This window comes from Haloarcula sp. CBA1115 (genome assembly GCF_000827835.1).
Classification (GTDB): domain Archaea; phylum Halobacteriota; class Halobacteria; order Halobacteriales; family Haloarculaceae; genus Haloarcula; species Haloarcula hispanica.
The window spans coordinates 1,317,901-1,333,345 of the sequence record NZ_CP010529.1; the positions used below are offsets into that span (position 1 = coordinate 1,317,901).

At 63.9% G+C, this 15,445-nt stretch carries 15 protein-coding genes, 1 tRNA gene and 1 pseudogene; 6 read left to right on the top strand and 11 right to left on the bottom strand.

What is annotated here, in order from left to right:
- Positions 1-73: 73 nt before the first annotated feature.
- The 3 genes from pdxT (at position 74) to SG26_RS06535 (ending at position 3,001) form a co-directional block, all read left to right on the top strand.
- Positions 74-667 carry a pyridoxal 5'-phosphate synthase glutaminase subunit PdxT gene (pdxT, locus tag SG26_RS06525; RefSeq protein ID WP_050037150.1) on the top strand — a complete coding sequence of 198 codons (594 nt, stop codon included), beginning with the start codon at positions 74-76 and terminating at the stop codon, positions 665-667.
- A gap of 36 nt (positions 668-703) precedes the next feature.
- Positions 704-1,000 (top strand): phosphoribosyl-ATP diphosphatase, encoded by a 297-nt coding sequence (gene hisE / locus SG26_RS06530; RefSeq protein WP_014041451.1) that lies wholly within the window; start codon positions 704-706, stop codon positions 998-1,000.
- 63 nt (positions 1,001-1,063) lie between these two features.
- Positions 1,064-3,001, top strand: a complete 1,938-nt coding sequence (locus SG26_RS06535; protein ID WP_050037151.1) for a response regulator — start codon at positions 1,064-1,066, stop codon at positions 2,999-3,001.
- An 8-nt stretch (positions 3,002-3,009) separates the two neighbouring features.
- Here SG26_RS06535 and SG26_RS21915 read toward each other — a convergent pair whose 3' ends face one another.
- Together SG26_RS21915 and SG26_RS06540 are read right to left on the bottom strand one after the other, a co-directional pair.
- Complete coding sequence (locus tag SG26_RS21915; RefSeq protein ID WP_255355554.1) at positions 3,010-3,141, bottom strand: hypothetical protein; 132 nt, start codon at positions 3,139-3,141, stop codon at positions 3,010-3,012.
- Between the two features lie 103 nt (positions 3,142-3,244).
- A complete protein-coding gene (locus SG26_RS06540; protein ID WP_050007331.1) occupies positions 3,245-3,562 on the bottom strand; it encodes an ASCH domain-containing protein in 318 nt (105 codons plus the stop codon).
- A 94-nt stretch (positions 3,563-3,656) separates the two neighbouring features.
- On the opposite strand from SG26_RS06540, the gene SG26_RS06545 reads away from it, so the two are divergent.
- The gene (locus tag SG26_RS06545) at positions 3,657-4,652 is read left to right on the top strand and encodes a GTPase (RefSeq protein ID WP_050037152.1); all 996 of its coding nucleotides are present in this window, start codon (positions 3,657-3,659) and stop codon (positions 4,650-4,652) included.
- Between the two features lie 144 nt (positions 4,653-4,796).
- On the opposite strand, the gene SG26_RS06550 is transcribed toward SG26_RS06545, so the two are convergent.
- Together SG26_RS06550 and SG26_RS06555 are read right to left on the bottom strand one after the other, a co-directional pair.
- A complete protein-coding gene (locus SG26_RS06550) occupies positions 4,797-5,510 on the bottom strand; it encodes an SIMPL domain-containing protein (RefSeq protein WP_050037153.1) in 714 nt (237 codons plus the stop codon).
- Between the two features lie 61 nt (positions 5,511-5,571).
- Complete coding sequence (locus SG26_RS06555) at positions 5,572-6,852, bottom strand: TIGR00341 family protein (protein ID WP_014041456.1); 1,281 nt, start codon at positions 6,850-6,852, stop codon at positions 5,572-5,574.
- A 147-nt stretch (positions 6,853-6,999) separates the two neighbouring features.
- Between SG26_RS06555 and engB the strand changes: the two are divergent.
- A pseudogene (gene engB / locus SG26_RS06560) lies at positions 7,000-7,616 on the top strand (GTP-binding protein EngB).
- Between the two features lie 219 nt (positions 7,617-7,835).
- Here engB and SG26_RS06565 read toward each other — a convergent pair.
- The 6 genes from SG26_RS06565 to SG26_RS06590 all read right to left on the bottom strand — a co-directional run bounded on the left by SG26_RS06565 (position 7,836) and on the right by SG26_RS06590 (position 11,679).
- A tRNA-Ala gene (locus tag SG26_RS06565) sits at positions 7,836-7,907 on the bottom strand.
- A gap of 138 nt (positions 7,908-8,045) precedes the next feature.
- Positions 8,046-8,357, bottom strand: coding sequence for a 30S ribosomal protein S10 (rpsJ, locus tag SG26_RS06570; protein ID WP_004515425.1), 312 nt, complete (start codon positions 8,355-8,357; stop codon positions 8,046-8,048).
- 3 nt (positions 8,358-8,360) lie between these two features.
- Positions 8,361-9,626 carry a translation elongation factor EF-1 subunit alpha gene (tuf, locus tag SG26_RS06575; protein ID WP_005537153.1) on the bottom strand — a complete coding sequence of 422 codons (1,266 nt, stop codon included), beginning with the start codon at positions 9,624-9,626 and terminating at the stop codon, positions 8,361-8,363.
- Positions 9,627-9,903: 277 nt separating this feature from the next.
- On the bottom strand, positions 9,904-10,848 hold the full coding sequence (locus SG26_RS06580) for a homoserine dehydrogenase (RefSeq protein ID WP_014041478.1): 945 nt from the start codon (positions 10,846-10,848) through the stop codon (positions 9,904-9,906).
- The gene (locus SG26_RS06585; protein WP_008307542.1) at positions 10,845-11,378 is read right to left on the bottom strand and encodes an amino acid-binding protein; all 534 of its coding nucleotides are present in this window, start codon (positions 11,376-11,378) and stop codon (positions 10,845-10,847) included. Before SG26_RS06585 ends, SG26_RS06580 begins: the two co-directional genes overlap by 4 nt.
- Positions 11,379-11,457: 79 nt before the next feature.
- Positions 11,458-11,679, bottom strand: a complete 222-nt coding sequence (locus SG26_RS06590) for a hypothetical protein (protein ID WP_004959077.1) — start codon at positions 11,677-11,679, stop codon at positions 11,458-11,460.
- A gap of 108 nt (positions 11,680-11,787) precedes the next feature.
- On the opposite strand from SG26_RS06590, the gene SG26_RS06595 reads away from it, so the two are divergent.
- On the top strand, positions 11,788-12,882 hold the full coding sequence (locus tag SG26_RS06595) for a peptidase (protein WP_369804305.1): 1,095 nt from the start codon (positions 11,788-11,790) through the stop codon (positions 12,880-12,882).
- A gap of 196 nt (positions 12,883-13,078) precedes the next feature.
- Here the strand turns inward: SG26_RS06595 and SG26_RS06600 are convergent, their stop codons facing one another.
- Positions 13,079-15,265 carry an elongation factor EF-2 gene (locus SG26_RS06600; protein WP_014041481.1) on the bottom strand — a complete coding sequence of 729 codons (2,187 nt, stop codon included), beginning with the start codon at positions 15,263-15,265 and terminating at the stop codon, positions 13,079-13,081.
- Positions 15,266-15,445: the final 180 nt, after the last annotated feature.

Sequence of the window (15,445 nt, forward strand, 5' to 3'; positions counted from 1 at the left end):
TCAAAGACGGCCCTGCTACCGGATCTTTGCAGGAGACGAGAGGCTTTTCGCACAGGCACACTAACGGGGACGTATGACGCTACGCGCGGGTGTACTCGCGGTTCAGGGCGATGTCTCTGAACACGGAGACGCGATCAGGCGGGCGGCAGCGGCCCACGACCAGACGGCGGAGGTCGTCGAGATACGCGAGTCCGGGGTCGTCCCCGACTGCGATGTGCTGTTGCTACCGGGCGGGGAATCGACCACGATATCGCGGCTCATCCACCGGGAGGGCATCGCCGACGAAATCGAGGCCCACGTCGACGCCGGCAAGCCGGTGCTGGCGACGTGTGCCGGGCTCATCGTCAGCGCGAGCGACGCACAGGACGACCGCGTCGACACGCTGAACGTCATCGACGTCTCCGTCGAGCGCAACGCGTTCGGGCGACAGAAGGACAGCTTCGAAGCCCCACTGGCGGTCGAGGGTCTTGACGACCCGTTCCCGGCGGTGTTCATCCGCGCACCGGTCATCGACTACGTCGGCACGGACGTCGAAGTGCTGGCGACGTGGGACGACCACCCAGTCGCGGTCCGTGAGGGACCGGTCGTCGGCACGTCGTTCCACCCCGAACTGACCGAAGACCCGCGCATCCACGACCTGGCCTTTTTCGACTCGGTGGAGTCGTAGCGACGGCCTGAAGGCCCCGCTGACCGAACGGCGGCTATGAGCGACGACACCGGCGACGTTATCGACGAACTGTTCGCTGTCATCGAGGACCGCAAGGCGAACCTTCCCGAGGACTCCTACACGGCGTCGCTGTTCACCCACGAGAAGGGCGAAAACGCCGTGCTAGAGAAGTTGGGCGAGGAGACGACGGAGCTGATTCTGGCGGCCAAAGACGACGATACCGAAGAGCTCGCCCACGAATCGGCCGATATCGTCTATCACCTGCTCGTTCTGCTGTCGATGAAAGACATGGACGTCGACGATTTGCGTGCAGAACTGGCCAAGCGGCGGTAAGGCGACCCGTCACCAGGTGAGGGGCGCGATAGATTGACACTGACACAGTTCATATCAGGAGGCATGGGCCATGTGGCGTCGGGCATTACAGTCCTCTGTGTCGATGACGAACCGTCGTACGCAGACCTGATCGCGACACATCTCGAACGCAACGACGAGGCGATCGACGCCACCGGAGTCACGAGCGCTACGGACGGACTATCGTATCTGGATGCGCACGACGTGGACTGCATCGTCAGCGACTACGATATGCCCGGCATCGACGGGCTGGAGTTTCTGGAGGCGGTCCGTGCCAGAGACCCGGATATGCCGTTCCTGTTATTTACCAGTCAGGGGAGCGAGTCGCTCGCAAGCGAGGCAGTCACGGCCGGCGTCACCGATTACATTCAAAAAGTGCAGGGGTCCCAGCAGTACGCCGTGCTCGCGCAGCGGATCCGAAACACAGTCGAGCGAGTCAGAGCGAAAGCAACGGCCGATACCGCACAGGAACGGACGAAACGGATTCTCGACGCAACGAGCGATGCGGCCCTCATCAGCGTCGCCGACACCGTCGTATACGCGAACCCGGCGGCGGTGGAGTTTTTCGGCGCAGCAGACAGCGACGACCTCTGTGACCGGCCACTGACCGACCTCGTCGAACCGACAACGGACGGCGGGACCGAGACCGTTGAACGCGTCGTCGAGAACGGCCAGACGGCTGGCCAAGTCAGCCGGACGATACGGACCCTCGCTGGCAACAGCGTGCAGGCCAGCGTCACGGCGTGTGACGTGACCTGGGACGGCGAAGACGGCACAGTGTCGGTCATCAGCGACCGGGGCGATACGGACGAGCGCGAACAGCGGCTCGAAGCGCTGCACGAGGCCACCCGGCAGTTGATGGCCGCCGAAGTCCACAACGAAGTTGCCGGGATCGGCGTCAACGCGGCCGCGGAGATTATCGGGCTCGACGCGAATGCTGTCCACCTCCTCAACGACGACGGGGAGTTAGAACCCGTCGCCGCGACCGCATCGGCTCGAGAGTTGGTCGGTGATATCCCGACGTTCGGGCCGGGCGACAGCATCGCCTGGCGGGTGTACGAGCGTGGCGAAGCGACCGCAGTCCCCGACGTGCGGCTGGAAGAGGACGTGCAGAACCCCGAGACACCGATACGCAGCGAACTGTATCTGCCGCTGGGGGAACACGGCATTCTCATCGCCGCATCGACGACCGTCGATGCATTCGACGAGGCAGACATCGTCGCTGGGCGGGTCCTCGCGGCGAACATGGAGGCGGCTCTCGCCGCCGTCGAGCGCGACAGACAGCTCCGTGACCGTGAGCAGGAACTATCGACGCAAAACGACCGTCTGGAACAGTTCGCGACAGTCGTCAGCCACGACCTTCGCAACCCTCTCAACGTCGCTATCGGCCGGCTGGGCGCGCTGAAAGAGGAGTGTGACGACGACAGCAATATGGCCGCGATAGAACAGGCTCTCGAGCGGATGCAGGCGCTGATTGACGACCTCCTGTTACTGGCCCGGACCGGCGACGACATTACAGAGATGGAAACGGTGGCACTGGCGACAGCAGTCGAGGACTGCTGGGAGGTCGTCGATACCGGCGACGCGACGTTGGTGGTCGACACCGACCGCAAGATACAGGCGGACATGACGCGGCTCAAACAGTTGCTGGAGAACCTGATCCGAAACGCCGTAGAGCACAGCGCTACGGACAGTCGGATTCAGTCCGGTGGTACCGATAAACACGACATACCAGGCGTGACAGTAACGATTAGCGAGATTCCGGGCGGGTTCGCAGTCTCGGATGACGGTCCGGGTATCCCCGAAGCCGACCGGGAGGCGGTGTTCGAAAGCGGCTACTCGACGACAACTGACGGCACCGGGTTCGGGCTCTCGATTATCTCACAGATCGCCGCTGCGCATGGCTGGACAGTCACCCTCACTGAAAGCGATGCCGGCGGCGCACGCTTCGAGTTTACCGGCGTCGACGTGGTATCGGAGTAATAGGGCGCTCAGTCGTCGTCTGCGTCGCGAGCTTCGCTCATGTGCTCCCAGATTTCGGTGCAGCCACAGCCATCCGCAACGTCCGCGAGATGCGCCCGCTCCGGATTGTCCGCTTTCGACTTGCTCATCGTCTCTGTCATGTAGTTACTGATAGTTACCGTAGTTGATAAGGGTTGTCTGCGGCGCGGTGGCAGCCCGCTCGGCCGTCGATTCAGTTGCTGGCCGTCGTCAGACGGTCCCGCCTCACTCGTCGACGGGCGCGAACCGATGCCGGACGACCTCGCTGTCGTCGTCCCACTCGAAACTGCCGTGGACTTTCTTCATTCGTTCCTTGTACGCGTCGAGGTCCTCCGACCCCTCGCGCTGTGCGTCCTCGTCGGTTATGTCGCCCAGTGTCCGGTGTGTTACGTCTGTCACCTCGAACTCGGTGCCGTCGATCTCGAAGGTGTCGCCTTCGTCGGCGTACTGGTGGCCGCGGTGCATCTGGGTGACCCGTCCCTCGGCGGCCATCTGCTGGACGTGGTCGTTGGGCAGAATCTCGCCGGCGTCAATCTGTGCCATACCGGAACTGCGGTCGGGACGCTCAAAAGCGTGACTCGCAACAGTTTGGGGCGCGATTGAACGCGCTTTTACGCTCCGGCCGTCAACGTGACCTATGAGCCATCCCTTCGAGGGTCTGCCGACGACGCCTACCGCCGAGGAGCTCGTGGACAAAGCCTTCTCGCGGGCGTCGCGCGCCGGCGGGGCCAAGGACGGGAACGAAGCCCAGCAGTCGATGCTGATGACGGCGTCGAACATCGCCTCCGACAACATGGAGAACGTGGTGACGGCGTGGCCGACGATCGACGATCTGGACCCCTTCTATATCGAACTCGCCGACGCGGTCATCGGCGAAGCCTACCCCGCAGACAACGACCCCGGTATCGACGCGCTGAAACAGCACCTCGCAGAAGTTTCGTGGGCCGCCGACAAGGTCGTCGAGATCCGCCAGGAGTACGAGAGCCGCGTCGCACGCGGCGACATCGACACCGCCCGGAAGCTCCGCAAGCAGGCCTTTGCCCGTATCGCCGACGTGGTCGAGGAGGTCGAAGACAACCTCGCCGCCATCTCGACGGCGCACAACGCCCTCAAAGACATCCCCGACATCCGCCCGGACGAGCCGGCCATCGTCGTCGCCGGCTACCCCAACGTCGGCAAGTCGTCCTTTGTCAACCGCGTCACGCGGGCCGACAACGAGATCGCCTCGTATCCGTTCACGACGACGCAGATCCGCGTCGGGCACTTCGAGGACCAGCGCATCCGCTACCAGCTCGTCGACACACCCGGCCTGCTCGACCGGCCGCCGGAGGACCGCAACGAGATAGAGTCACAGGCCGTGAGCGCGCTCGAACACCTCGCCGACGCCGTCCTCGTGTTCGTCGACCCATCCGGCGAATGCGGCTACCCGCTGGCCGACCAGCTGGAACTGCGCAACGCCATCGAAGCGCGCTTCGACGTGCCCGTTCTGACCATCGCAAACAAGAGCGACCTCTCGACGGATGTGGAGGCCGACCACTACATGAGCGTCACCGAAGACGACAACGTCGACGGTGTCCTGCAGGCCGCTATCGACGCGGTGGGGTACGAGATCGAACTGCCGTTTGACGAGTAGCGAGAGGTAGCGAGACGCCGACCAACGGGAGGCGTCTCGATGAACCCGAGCGGGGAGCGAAGCGACCCGCGAGGATTGCGGTCACCAACGGGCAGTGTCTTTGAAAACGCCGAACAAGGAACCGCAGTAGCGAGTCAGAACGGCTTATTCTAGTTCGTACGAGACACTGACAGAGGCGTCGACGGTGACATCGCCGGGCTGGATGCTTGTCCGTCCGCCGGCGTCACTGGCGGCCATCGCTTCCGCGTACACGACGGGGCGGCCGTGGTTGCTGGTCTGGACCGTGACGGCGTCACCGACGGACCGATCCTCCGCAGCGGCGACGACTTCGGCGTCCGTTCGGGCGTTGTCCATCGCGGTCGTCAGGGCTTCTTCGCGTGCGGCCTGTCGCGTCTCCTCGCTCAGGGAGTAGCGCACGCCCTCGACGCGGTCAGCGCCGGCGTCGACTGCGGCATCGATGAGTGTCCCGGCAGTCGAAACGTTGCTCGTCTCGGCTTCGACGGTGTGGATCGCTACGTAGCCGACCTGTTCGCGGCCCTCTCGACTCTCCTCGTACTCGGGGCGGATCTGGAACCGCGAGGAGGTCACGTTCGCGCCCTCGTCTTCCAGCGCCGACGTAATGGCGTCAGCATCACCGCTGAGATTGTTGCGCGCCGCTTCGGCGGTCTCACCGCGGCCCACGGCGGCGACGGTGACGGTTGCACGGTCGGGCGCGCGTTCGACGGTCGCGTCAGCGTTGACGCTCACGGTCGAATTCGTCGACGGCGCGACGGCTCCGGTGTCCGCGAGTGCGAACCCGACGCCACCGGCGACGAGCAGTGCCAGGACGCCAGCGATTGCGAGTGGTCGTGATACCATATCGTCCCCGACACGCCCAACGGTATTTATGTCACCGAACGGTCAAAGTCGGTTTTGAGCGTCAGCCGTTCCGCTCGACAGTGACGTAGCGAACTTCCGTCGCAACGTCTCGGCCGGCCGCGTCATCAGCCAGAGCATCCAGTTGGTCGACAAGCAGTGGCTGCTCCGCGTCCGGCGGCAGACCGACAGTGACGATGACGCGGCGCGGCTGTTGGAAGATCGCAGTGTTGGTGTACTCGATTTCGACCGTCAGCACGCGAGCCGGCGAGTCGACGCTGCCCTGGATGGCGTCGCGGATGTCCGACTCCGTCGTCGCCTGCTGGTAGGAGTCGAAGGTGACGCCGCCCAGGAACGCCGACAGGACGAGTATCGACAGGACGAGGACGCCGATCCGTTTGACAGTCGCCGACCGTGCGTTGCTCTCCTGAAACCAGTGTTCCGGGCGGTAGCCCTGATACCAGAGCCCGACGAGCACTGCGAGGTTGATCGAGAGGACGTTCACAAGCAGCAACACGGCGGACCCGAGGCTGACGAGCGGTTGGCCCCACGCGATACCGATGCCGACCGTGGCCGCCGGCGGGATGAGCGCGACGGCGATCATGACGCCGACCAGTGCCGTCGAGACGCCGCTGGTGAGGCTGACGACGCCGGCCGCGCCAGCGCCGAGCGCGACGATCAGCGAGAGGAAGTCGGGGGCGACCCGCTCGCGTATCTGGCCGACTGTGGTCACATCGGCGAGCGGCGGGATGACGTTGGCGTACCGGACCAGCAGGGCAAAGACAGTCGCGCTTGCCACGGCGAGTCCGAGCCCGACGGCCTGGAGTTTGACGCCCTGAATGAACATCTCGTGGTCGTCGACGACGGTGCCGACGTTGGCGGTCATCGCCGGGCCGATGAGCGGCGCGATGACCATCGAGCCGACGACGACGGCCGGGGAATCGAGCAGGAGCCCGGCGGTCGCGATAATCGCGCTGATGATGGTCATGAGCGCGTAGTTCGACATCGAGGGAGCGAGGTCGTTTGCCTTCGAGGTGAGTTCCTCTCGCGCGATGCGGTCTTCGTCTTCCTCCTCAGCGTACTTCTCCTCTAGTTCGTCGAACTGGCTGGAGATGACGGTGTTCGCGTCCACGACGACCGTATAGCCGTCGTCGTTGATACCGACGTTCCGCAGCTCTTCGAGGACTGGTTCGAGTGCGTTGGTCGGGACTGGAAAGGTGACGACAGCGGTGAACTCCCGCCCGCTCGTCTCGTCGGTGAGCACGTAGTCGATGCCCTCCTCGGCCAACACGCCCAGGACGGCGTCTCGCTTTCCGGTCGGAATCAGTATCTGTACCAGCCGCACGGCTCCGGGTGGGACCCGCGAGGGTAAAAAAGCGGCTAGTTAGCGAGTCCCGGGTGCAGAACTGGAGCGAAACGCCGCCGTGAATCACGAAACAGTCGGTCCTCGGGAAACGAACGCGCTTTTCCCCGCCGGCGGAGTACACGGGGTATGTTCGAATCACGACCGGACCGGGACGCCGAGGTGGTGCTCGTCGGTCGGTCAAACGTCGGGAAATCGACGTTGATGCGCGAGATAACGGGCCACACGTTCGACACGGGCCAGCGACCCGGTGTCACGCGTTCGCCCAACCACTTCGACTGGGCCAGCGCCGATTTCGTCATCAGTGACCTCCCCGGCTTCGGGTACATGAAAGGCGTCCCGAAGACGTCCGCGAGGAAATCAAGACCGACGTGGTCCGGTACGTCGAGCGGAACGCCGAGCATATTCTCGTCGGTATCCTCGTCGTGGACGGCAAATCAGTCATCGACATCATCGACCGCCACTCCGGCCCCGACGAGATCCCACACGACGTGGAGATGTTTCATTTCCTCCGGGAGGTCGGTGTCGAGCCGGTCGTCGCCGTCAACAAGATGGACAAGGTCGACGACAAGGACGACCGCTTGAACGAACTCTGTGACCGACTCGGACTGCACCCGCCATGGCAACAGTGGCAGGAGACTATCGCGCCGATCAGCGCGAAGCGCGGCTCCGTCGAGCCGCTGAACGAGGCCGTCCGGCACCACCTTCACGAGGCCCAGCGAGACGATCTGTTCCAGTTCTTCTGAACGACTCAGCGGGTCGACCCGCTGCTCATCCGAAACCAAGGCCGATACCGACACACCGGTGGTTTCGTCTATCCTCCTGGGACGGGTTTTCCCCTCCTGACAGCGTCTCGAATCACTACCGGCAAAGCTGCTGCAGCCAGAACGGAGACACAATTCGACGGTATGTCGATTATAAAGAAGCGGCGGCGTGTTGCGATTACCGAACAAGCGAAATTCGCATGGACTCGCCGGGATTTGAACCCGGGGCCTCTTCCTTGCGAAGGAAGCGATCTGCCACTGATCTACGAGCCCGCGTGGTCTGCCACTCGAACGCGGAGTTATAAAAACCCTGCGCGTGAGAGCGGCCTTCGATAGCGATTCACACTGTCCCGGCCAGCGGTTCGGTCGGGCTACACAACGACGCTGTCGCGAAGCGACAGGTCCCGAGGCTCAGTCCTCGAGGACGATCTCGATGGAGACGTCGTTGGGAACCTGGATGCGCATCAGCTGGCGCAGTGCCCGTTCGTCGGCGTCGATATCGATGAGCCGCTTGTGGACGCGCATCTCCCAGTGTTCCCACGTCGCGGTCCCCTCACCGTCGGGGGACTTGCGGGTGGGAACCTCCAGCGTCTTGGTGGGGAGCGGAACCGGACCGGAGAGTTCGACGCCGGTCTTGTTCGCGATCTCCCGCACGTCGGCGCAGATGTCGTCGAGGTCCTCGGGGCTTGTGCCCGCGAGCCGAACGCGTGCCTGCTGGGACATACGTTATCGCTCGTTGACGCTGAGGACTTTGCCGGCGGCGATGGTCTGACCCATGTCGCGGATAGCGAACGAACCGAGCTCCGGAATCTCGGAGGACGGCTCGATGCTGAGCGGCTTCTGTGGGCGGACCGTCACGACGGCGGCGTCCCCGTTCTGGATGAAGTCGGGGTTCTCCTCGGCGACCTCACCGGAGGACGGGTCGATCTTCTTGTCGATGGACTCGACAGTACAGGCGACCTGTGCCGTGTGGGCGTGGAAGACCGGCGTGTACCCTTCCGTGATGACGGACGGGTGCTGCATCACGACGATCTGGGCCTGGAAGGTCTCGGCGACCGACGGCGGGTCGTCGGCCGGACCGCAGACGTCACCGCGTCGGATGTCGTCCTTGCCGACGCCGCGGACGTTGAAGCCGACGTTGTCACCGGGCTCGGCCTTCGGGACTTCCTCGTGGTGCATCTCGACGGTCTTCACTTCACCGGAGACGTCAGACGGCTGGAAGCTGACGTTGTCGCCCGTGTTCAGGATACCCGTCTCGACACGGCCGACCGGGACCGTACCGATACCGGAGATGGTGTAGACGTCCTGAATCGGCAGTCGGAGCGGCGCGTCCGTCGGCGGCTCCGGAGCCGGCAGGTTGTTGAGTGCTTCCAGCAGGATTTCGCCGTCGTACCAGTCCGTGTTCTCGGACTCCTCGGCGACATTGTCGCCTTCGAACGCCGAGAGCGGGATGAACTTGGCGTTGTCAGGGTCGAAGCGGACCTGTGTGAGGAGGTCCTTGACCTCTTCGACGACCTGCTTGTACTCGGACTCGCCGTAGTCGACGAGGTCCATCTTGTTGACACCGACGACGAGCTCGCCGATGCCCAGGGTGCGGGCCAGGAACACGTGCTCCTGAGTCTGCGGCTGAACGCCGTCGTCCGCGGCGACGACCAGGACGGCGTTGTCGGCCTGGGACGCGCCGGTAATCATGTTCTTCACGAAGTCGCGGTGACCAGGACAGTCCACGATGGTGAAATCGTAGGCGTCGGTGCTGAACTCCTGGTGGGCGATGTCGATGGTGACACCGCGCTCACGCTCTTCGGCGAGGTTGTCCATGACGTAGGCGAACTCGAAGCCGCCCTTGCCCTTCTCCTCGGCTTCTTCTTTGTGCTGTTCGATGACGTGCTCCGGTACCGATCCTGTCTCGTACAGGAGTCGGCCGACGAGCGTGCTCTTCCCGTGGTCGACGTGGCCGATAATGGCCAGGTTCTGGTGTTGTTCGTCGCTCATTGTTATCTCTCACGCGCAGAGGCGCTGTATCGGGTTTATTAGCTGGTGGTTCATAAAACGATTTCGAAAGCGTGTAAGCGTCAGCCCGTCGCTTTCTTGCGATTCGGCACGACATGGCATGGTAGTGTGGCACTCAATAGCTTGGTCAGGGAGAACGACCGATACCGGCAGTCACGGCCGGGTTTGTGTCCTTCGGAGTGACAAACGGGACTGCCAACTGAGGGAAGCACAGTGAATAAGAGAACGATACAGGCGCGTCGGAAATCCCGCTATCTCGTTACAGTCGGCCGATATCGGCAAGCACCGCGCTCGCGGTTTCCGGGCCGCCGGCACCGCGCCCGGAGATGTTGAGCTGGCCGGCGTGTTCGGTCTCTAGCTGCGCGATGTTCCGGGTCCCGGAGACGGCAAGCGGCGCGTTGTCCGGAACGAGCCGCGGGCCGACGCGGACGGAGCCCTCGACGACCTCGGCGATGAGCCGAACGGTCCGGCCGTCAGCCCGTGCGAGTTCGAGCGCACTGCCGGAGATATCCTGAATGCCCTCGACTTCGGCGTCATCGAGCGTGTATTCCGTCTCGTCATCGGCCAGGACGTTCGCGACGATGACGCCTTTCAGCGCCGCGTCGGTGCCGTCGACGTCGAAGGTCGGGTCAGCCTCGGCAACGCCGAGGTCCTGCGCCTCCGCGAGGACGTGCTCGTAATCGAGACCCTCGGTCGCCATCCGGGAGAGGATGAAGTTCGCCGTCCCGTTGAGCACCCCGCGGACGGCGGTAATGTGGCTCGGGTCGAAGTCGTCGATGGTCGAGAGGACCGGCATCGCGCCGCCGACGGTTGCCTCGAACAGCACGCTCCCCTCGCTTTCGCGTTCCAGCGCGCGAACGTCGGCGTACCGCTCTGCGACCGGGCCTTTGTTCGCCAGCACGGCGTGGCGGTCCCGTTCGAGTGCGGCCTGAACGTGGCTGAACCCCGGTTCGGCGTCGCCGAGCGTCGTCGGCGTCGCCTCGACGAGTACGTCGTACTCGGCCGAAAGCGCGTCTTCGGGTGCGGCACTGCCGACAACGCCGTCGGTTCGCTTCCGGTCGAGCACCTCGGCAGTGTCAATGCCGGCGCTGTCGATGACGGCACTACTGGAGTCAGCGAACGCGGTGACCGAATGGCCGTGGTCGCTCGCTAATTCGACGACGCTGGAGCCGACTGCACCGGCTCCGATGACGGCGAGCCTCATGCCTCACCTCCCGCAGCGAGCGGTTCGATGACGTGGAGCCCCTTCTCGTCGGCGACAGCACGAATCGAAGTCATCGTCTCGTCGACTGCCCCTTCCTCGGTCGCCAGTCGGATGCGCGCGCTGGAGGCGTCGTCGGTCCCCTCCGGTGCCGACAGCGAGAGGTCGGTCACGGTCGCGTCCGTGGACTCGTGAATCCGCGAGAGCGTGTCAGAGAGGTCTGTGTTGACGAGATGGCCGGTGAGGATGATCGTCAACGCCTCGCTGTACTGCTCGGCCCCGGCCTGGATGACGTTGATGCCCGCGTCCCGGAGTGCGTCGACGATTCCGTCGAACCGCTCGGGGGTCGCCTCCAGGTCGACCTCAACGGGGATGTGGCCCCGCGGGGTCACGTTCCCCCGCTCGTGGAAGATAGAGAGGAGGTTCCCGCCGTTCGTGGCGATGGGCTCGAGCGCCCGCAGCAGTTCGCCCGGTTCGTCGACCAGCTCCAGCCGAACTGTGTAGGACCGTACCTCGTCGGTCGAGTCGCTCATCGCCCGCTCACCTCCTGAGTATCTCGGCTCATTGTGGATGACTCAGCAGGGGCACGTATAAGAAACCGTTCGTTTGGTCTCAGGGCAGAAAGCGGTCGTACAGGTCGTCGATCCACTCGTTGTACGCCTCGCCGCGAGGCGACCCCCAGGGATTGCGTGAAAAGTAGTACATCGCCGCGAACATCCCCGCAAGCGTCAGCGCCAGCCCCGTCGGCAGGACGAAACTCCAAATGAACGTCGACGTGCCGGCGATGACAGCAGCGACGAGAAGGTCCACAATCTGATGCAGGCGGTCGCTCATACCGCCCTGTTCGGCGTTGGTTGCCCTAAGTGTGGGGCACTCCCAGTCGTGCCGGATACAGACAGGTGAACGCTACGTTTTTTTGCCTGACAGCAGAGCGATTCGTATGTGTACGCCCTCCAAGCCACATCGCTGTCGACAGGTGCAGCGCTGCTCGTCTTCGGAACGTTCGCCGTCGTCGGAGCGGGCATCGGCGCGCTCGGAAGCGCGGTCGTACGACGACTCTCGAACCCCGTCGCCAGATACCGGCAGTTGTTCCTCGGCATCATACTCCCATTCACGCTGCTGTCGTACGTCGTCTTTCTGTTGCTCGGACTCGGCCACTTGATCGCCGGCGGGCAGACCGGAGTGGTCGGAGCAGTGGTAGCGACGTTCGCCGAGCTGCTCGCCGCCGGCACCGTCGGACTGGCCGCCTACGCGCCGACTGTCCCGGGTATCCGCAGCGTTCGTGACATCGAACTCTCGACCGGTCGGGCGGTGGTCCGGATGGGACGGTACGTCCTCGGAATCACTGCGTTGGTGACTGTCGTCGTGGTACCGCTCGAAACCGGGCTGTCGCCCCCCGGACTGCTGGCTCTCGTTACCGTTTTCGCTGTCACCGTACAGGCTGTCTCCCCGTGGTTCATCCCGCTAATCCGGTCGGTCGATAGACCGGACGAACCGACAGCGGAGACGCTGGAGCGACTCAAAGAGCGTGCGGGACTGACTGTCCGAGACGTCCGGGTGTTCGACACCGAACAGGAGAGAACCGCGAACGTGACCGTGCGCGGCTTCCCCGGGTATCGCCGCCTGTTCCTGACGAGCACGTTCCTCGACGTGTTCGACGACGAGACGGCGACGGCCCTGCTCGCAATCCAGGCCGGCCGCCAGAACGCCCGAGTCCTTGCCCGGGTCGTCGGCGGCCTGCTTGTCGCAGTAGTTCCGCTGTTCGTGGCACTGGCCGACGTCGGCCCGCTGTGGCCGCTTGCCGGCGCAAGTCTCGGACTCATCGTCGCCAGCCTGTGGGTCACCCGCCGCGGTGTCCGGGCAGCCGACGACTACGCGGCCGACCGCGTCGGCCCCGATGCCGTTGCCGACGCCCTCGAACGGTACGCTACCGTCCACGAAATGGAGCCGTCGAGACGACGACTCGCGAACCCGTTCTCGAAATCGCCACCGCTGGGGAACCGAATCGACCGGTTGCGGGAACAAGCGGGAGAATGAGAGCAGTCCTGTAGCGGGGCAGAGACAAGAGAAAGCGGGCAGACAGCATACCGCGCGCCGGCGGCGCGCGGTTTCACTCCGAGCGCGCTCACAGAGCGCGACTTGGAGGTCGTTTTTAGCGTAGATTTTTACGAGGAGTGGTTCCCGCAGCGCCGCCATCGGCGGCGCGAGGAAACCCGACGAAGTAAAAAGGTACTTAGAAGTAGTCGATAGCCGGGTTCAGTTCCTGCTTCATGCCCTTGCGCTCGCGGATCTCGCTGATCTTGTCGGGCTGGAGGTTGTCGGCAAGGACCTGGAAGCCGGCGTTCTCGGTGTTCCAGGAGGCACGGCCCTCAGTGGCCGAGCGGATGTCTGAGGAGAAGCCGATCATCTCGTCGACCGGGGCGACGCCTTCGACGACCATCAGGTCGCCTTCCTGGTACATATCGTCGACGCGGCCACGGCGGCCCTGAATCTCGCCGCTCGCAGCGCCCATGTGGTCGTTGGGCACGTCGATGCGGACCTGCTGAATCGGCTCCAGCAGCTTGATGCTGGCGTCGATGAGCGCGTTGTGGACAGCCTCGCGGACGGCCGGGATGACCTGGGCCGGGCCGCGGTGGATGGCGTCCTCGTGGAGGCGGGCGTCGTGGAGACGGATGAGCGACCCCTGGACCGGCTCGGACGCGAGCGGGCCGTCGTCGAGGGCTTCTTCGAGGCCTTCGATGACGAGTTCCATCGTCTCGTTGAGGTGCTGGATACCCTTCGTCTCGTCGAGCAGGATGTTGGTCCCGTGGATGTGCTCGATGTTCTGGGAGTCGTCCTTGTCCATGCCGGCTTCCTGCAGCGCTTCACGGCGCTCCAGTTCTGGCATGTCCATCGACGCCTCGCCCATCTTGATGGTCTCGACGATGTCCTCGCCGAGCGGCTCGATGCTGATGTAGAAGCGGTTGTGGTTGTTCGGCGACCGACCTTCGACTTCGCGGCTCTCGTTCTGCGGGGCCTCGCGGTAGACAACAATCGGCTCACCGGTGTTGATCGGGATGCCCTGGTTGCGCTCGATACGCTGGCCGATGACTTCCAGGTGGAGTTCACCCTGCCCGGAGATGAGGTGCTCGCCGGTGTCCTCGTTAATTTCGACCTGGATGGTCGGGTCTTCCTTGGCGACCTGCTGGAGCGTCTCGATGAGCTTCGGCAGGTCGTCCATGTTCTGTGCCTCGACGGACTTCGTGATGACCGGCTCCGAGATGTGCTCGATGGACTCGAATGGCGTCATCTCCTCGCTGGAGACGGTGGAGCCAGCGATGGCGTCCTTGAGGCCCGTGACGGCGGCGATGTTCCCGGCGGGAACGTGCTCGACTTCCTCGCGCTCGCCACCCATGTAGATACCGACGCTCTGGATGCGGTTCTTGCCCGCAGTTCCGGAGACGTACAGCTCCTGCCCCTTCTCCAGCGTGCCGGAGAAGACACGACCGGCGGCGATTTCGCCAGCGTGGGGGTCGACACCGATGTCGGTGACCATCAGGACGACTTCGCCGTCCTCGTTGACCATCGCCATGTCCTCGGCGAGCTGGGATTCGGCGTCGCCACGCCAGATACGCGGAACTCGCATCGGCTGGGCGTCGACAGGGTTCGGGAAGTGCTCACACACCATGTCGAGCACCACGTCGGACAGCGGCGTGCGCTCGTGGAGTTCTTGGCGGTTGTCGTTGCGCTCGAGCTCCATGATTTCGCCGAAGTCCATGCCGGTCCGCTGCATCGACGGCATCGAGACGCCCCACTTGTACAGCGCGGAGCCGAAGCCGACGGTTCCTTCCTCGACGGAAACCGTCCAGTCCTCGATGTCGTCCATCTCCTCGGTCATGCCGCGGATGAGGTCGTTGACGTCCTGAATGACCGCGAGCAGGCGCTCCTGCATCTCCTCGGGTCCTTCCTGAAGCTCGGAGATGAGGCGGTCGACCTTGTTGATGAACAGCGTCGGCTTGACGCCCTCGCGGAGCGCCTGCCGGAGCACCGTCTCGGTCTGGGGCATCGCGCCCTCGACGGCGTCGACGACCACCAGCGCGCCGTCGACGGCACGCATCGCACGGGTCACGTCGCCACCGAAGTCGACGTGGCCAGGGGTGTCGATAAGGTTGATGAGGTGGTTCTGGTCCTCGTATTCGTGGGTCATCGAAACGTTAGCCGCGTCGATGGTGATCCCACGTTCCTGTTCGTCTTCCTCAGTGTCCATCGCCAGCTGTTCGCCGGCGGTGTCGTCGGAAATCATGCCGGCACCGGCCAGCAGATTGTCTGTCAGCGTCGTCTTTCCGTGATCGACGTGAGCAGCGATGGCGATGTTCCGGATGTGCTCCGGATCGTCCATCAGTGTCTCACATTCTTGGACGATTTTCTTACGTCGGCCCATTATACAGCTTTCTATCAACAGCAGGGTCAAAAGGATAGTGTTTCACTACGGCCGTGACCGCTCGAAATCCGGCCGTTCGCGTGTCATGGTCTGGCATTCCGAACGGTCGGTGCACTGCTGGCTGTGTCTTCGTGCAGATAGTCGCTACCTGTGGGGCAACCCCTCACGGGAGAACAACCG

Coding starts and splice junctions, on each gene's coding strand:
- SG26_RS06590 (WP_004959077.1), bottom strand. CDS start 11,679: ATGAGCGACCGCCTGCATCAGATTGTGGACCTTCTCGTCGCTGCTGTC.
- hisE (WP_014041451.1), top strand. CDS start 704: ATGAGCGACGACACCGGCGACGTTATCGACGAACTGTTCGCTGTCATC.
- rpsJ (WP_004515425.1), bottom strand. CDS start 8,357: ATGTCCCAGCAGGCACGCGTTCGGCTCGCGGGCACAAGCCCCGAGGAC.
- SG26_RS06545 (WP_050037152.1), top strand. CDS start 3,657: ATGAGCCATCCCTTCGAGGGTCTGCCGACGACGCCTACCGCCGAGGAG.
- pdxT (WP_050037150.1), top strand. CDS start 74: ATGACGCTACGCGCGGGTGTACTCGCGGTTCAGGGCGATGTCTCTGAA.
- SG26_RS06580 (WP_014041478.1), bottom strand. CDS start 10,848: ATGAGGCTCGCCGTCATCGGAGCCGGTGCAGTCGGCTCCAGCGTCGTC.
- SG26_RS06550 (WP_050037153.1), bottom strand. CDS start 5,510: ATGGTATCACGACCACTCGCAATCGCTGGCGTCCTGGCACTGCTCGTC.
- SG26_RS06540 (WP_050007331.1), bottom strand. CDS start 3,562: ATGGCACAGATTGACGCCGGCGAGATTCTGCCCAACGACCACGTCCAG.
- SG26_RS21915 (WP_255355554.1), bottom strand. CDS start 3,141: ATGACAGAGACGATGAGCAAGTCGAAAGCGGACAATCCGGAGCGGGCG.
- SG26_RS06585 (WP_008307542.1), bottom strand. CDS start 11,378: ATGAGCGACTCGACCGACGAGGTACGGTCCTACACAGTTCGGCTGGAG.
- SG26_RS06600 (WP_014041481.1), bottom strand. CDS start 15,265: ATGGGCCGACGTAAGAAAATCGTCCAAGAATGTGAGACACTGATGGAC.
- SG26_RS06535 (WP_050037151.1), top strand. CDS start 1,064: ATGGGCCATGTGGCGTCGGGCATTACAGTCCTCTGTGTCGATGACGAA.
- tuf (WP_005537153.1), bottom strand. CDS start 9,626: ATGAGCGACGAACAACACCAGAACCTGGCCATTATCGGCCACGTCGAC.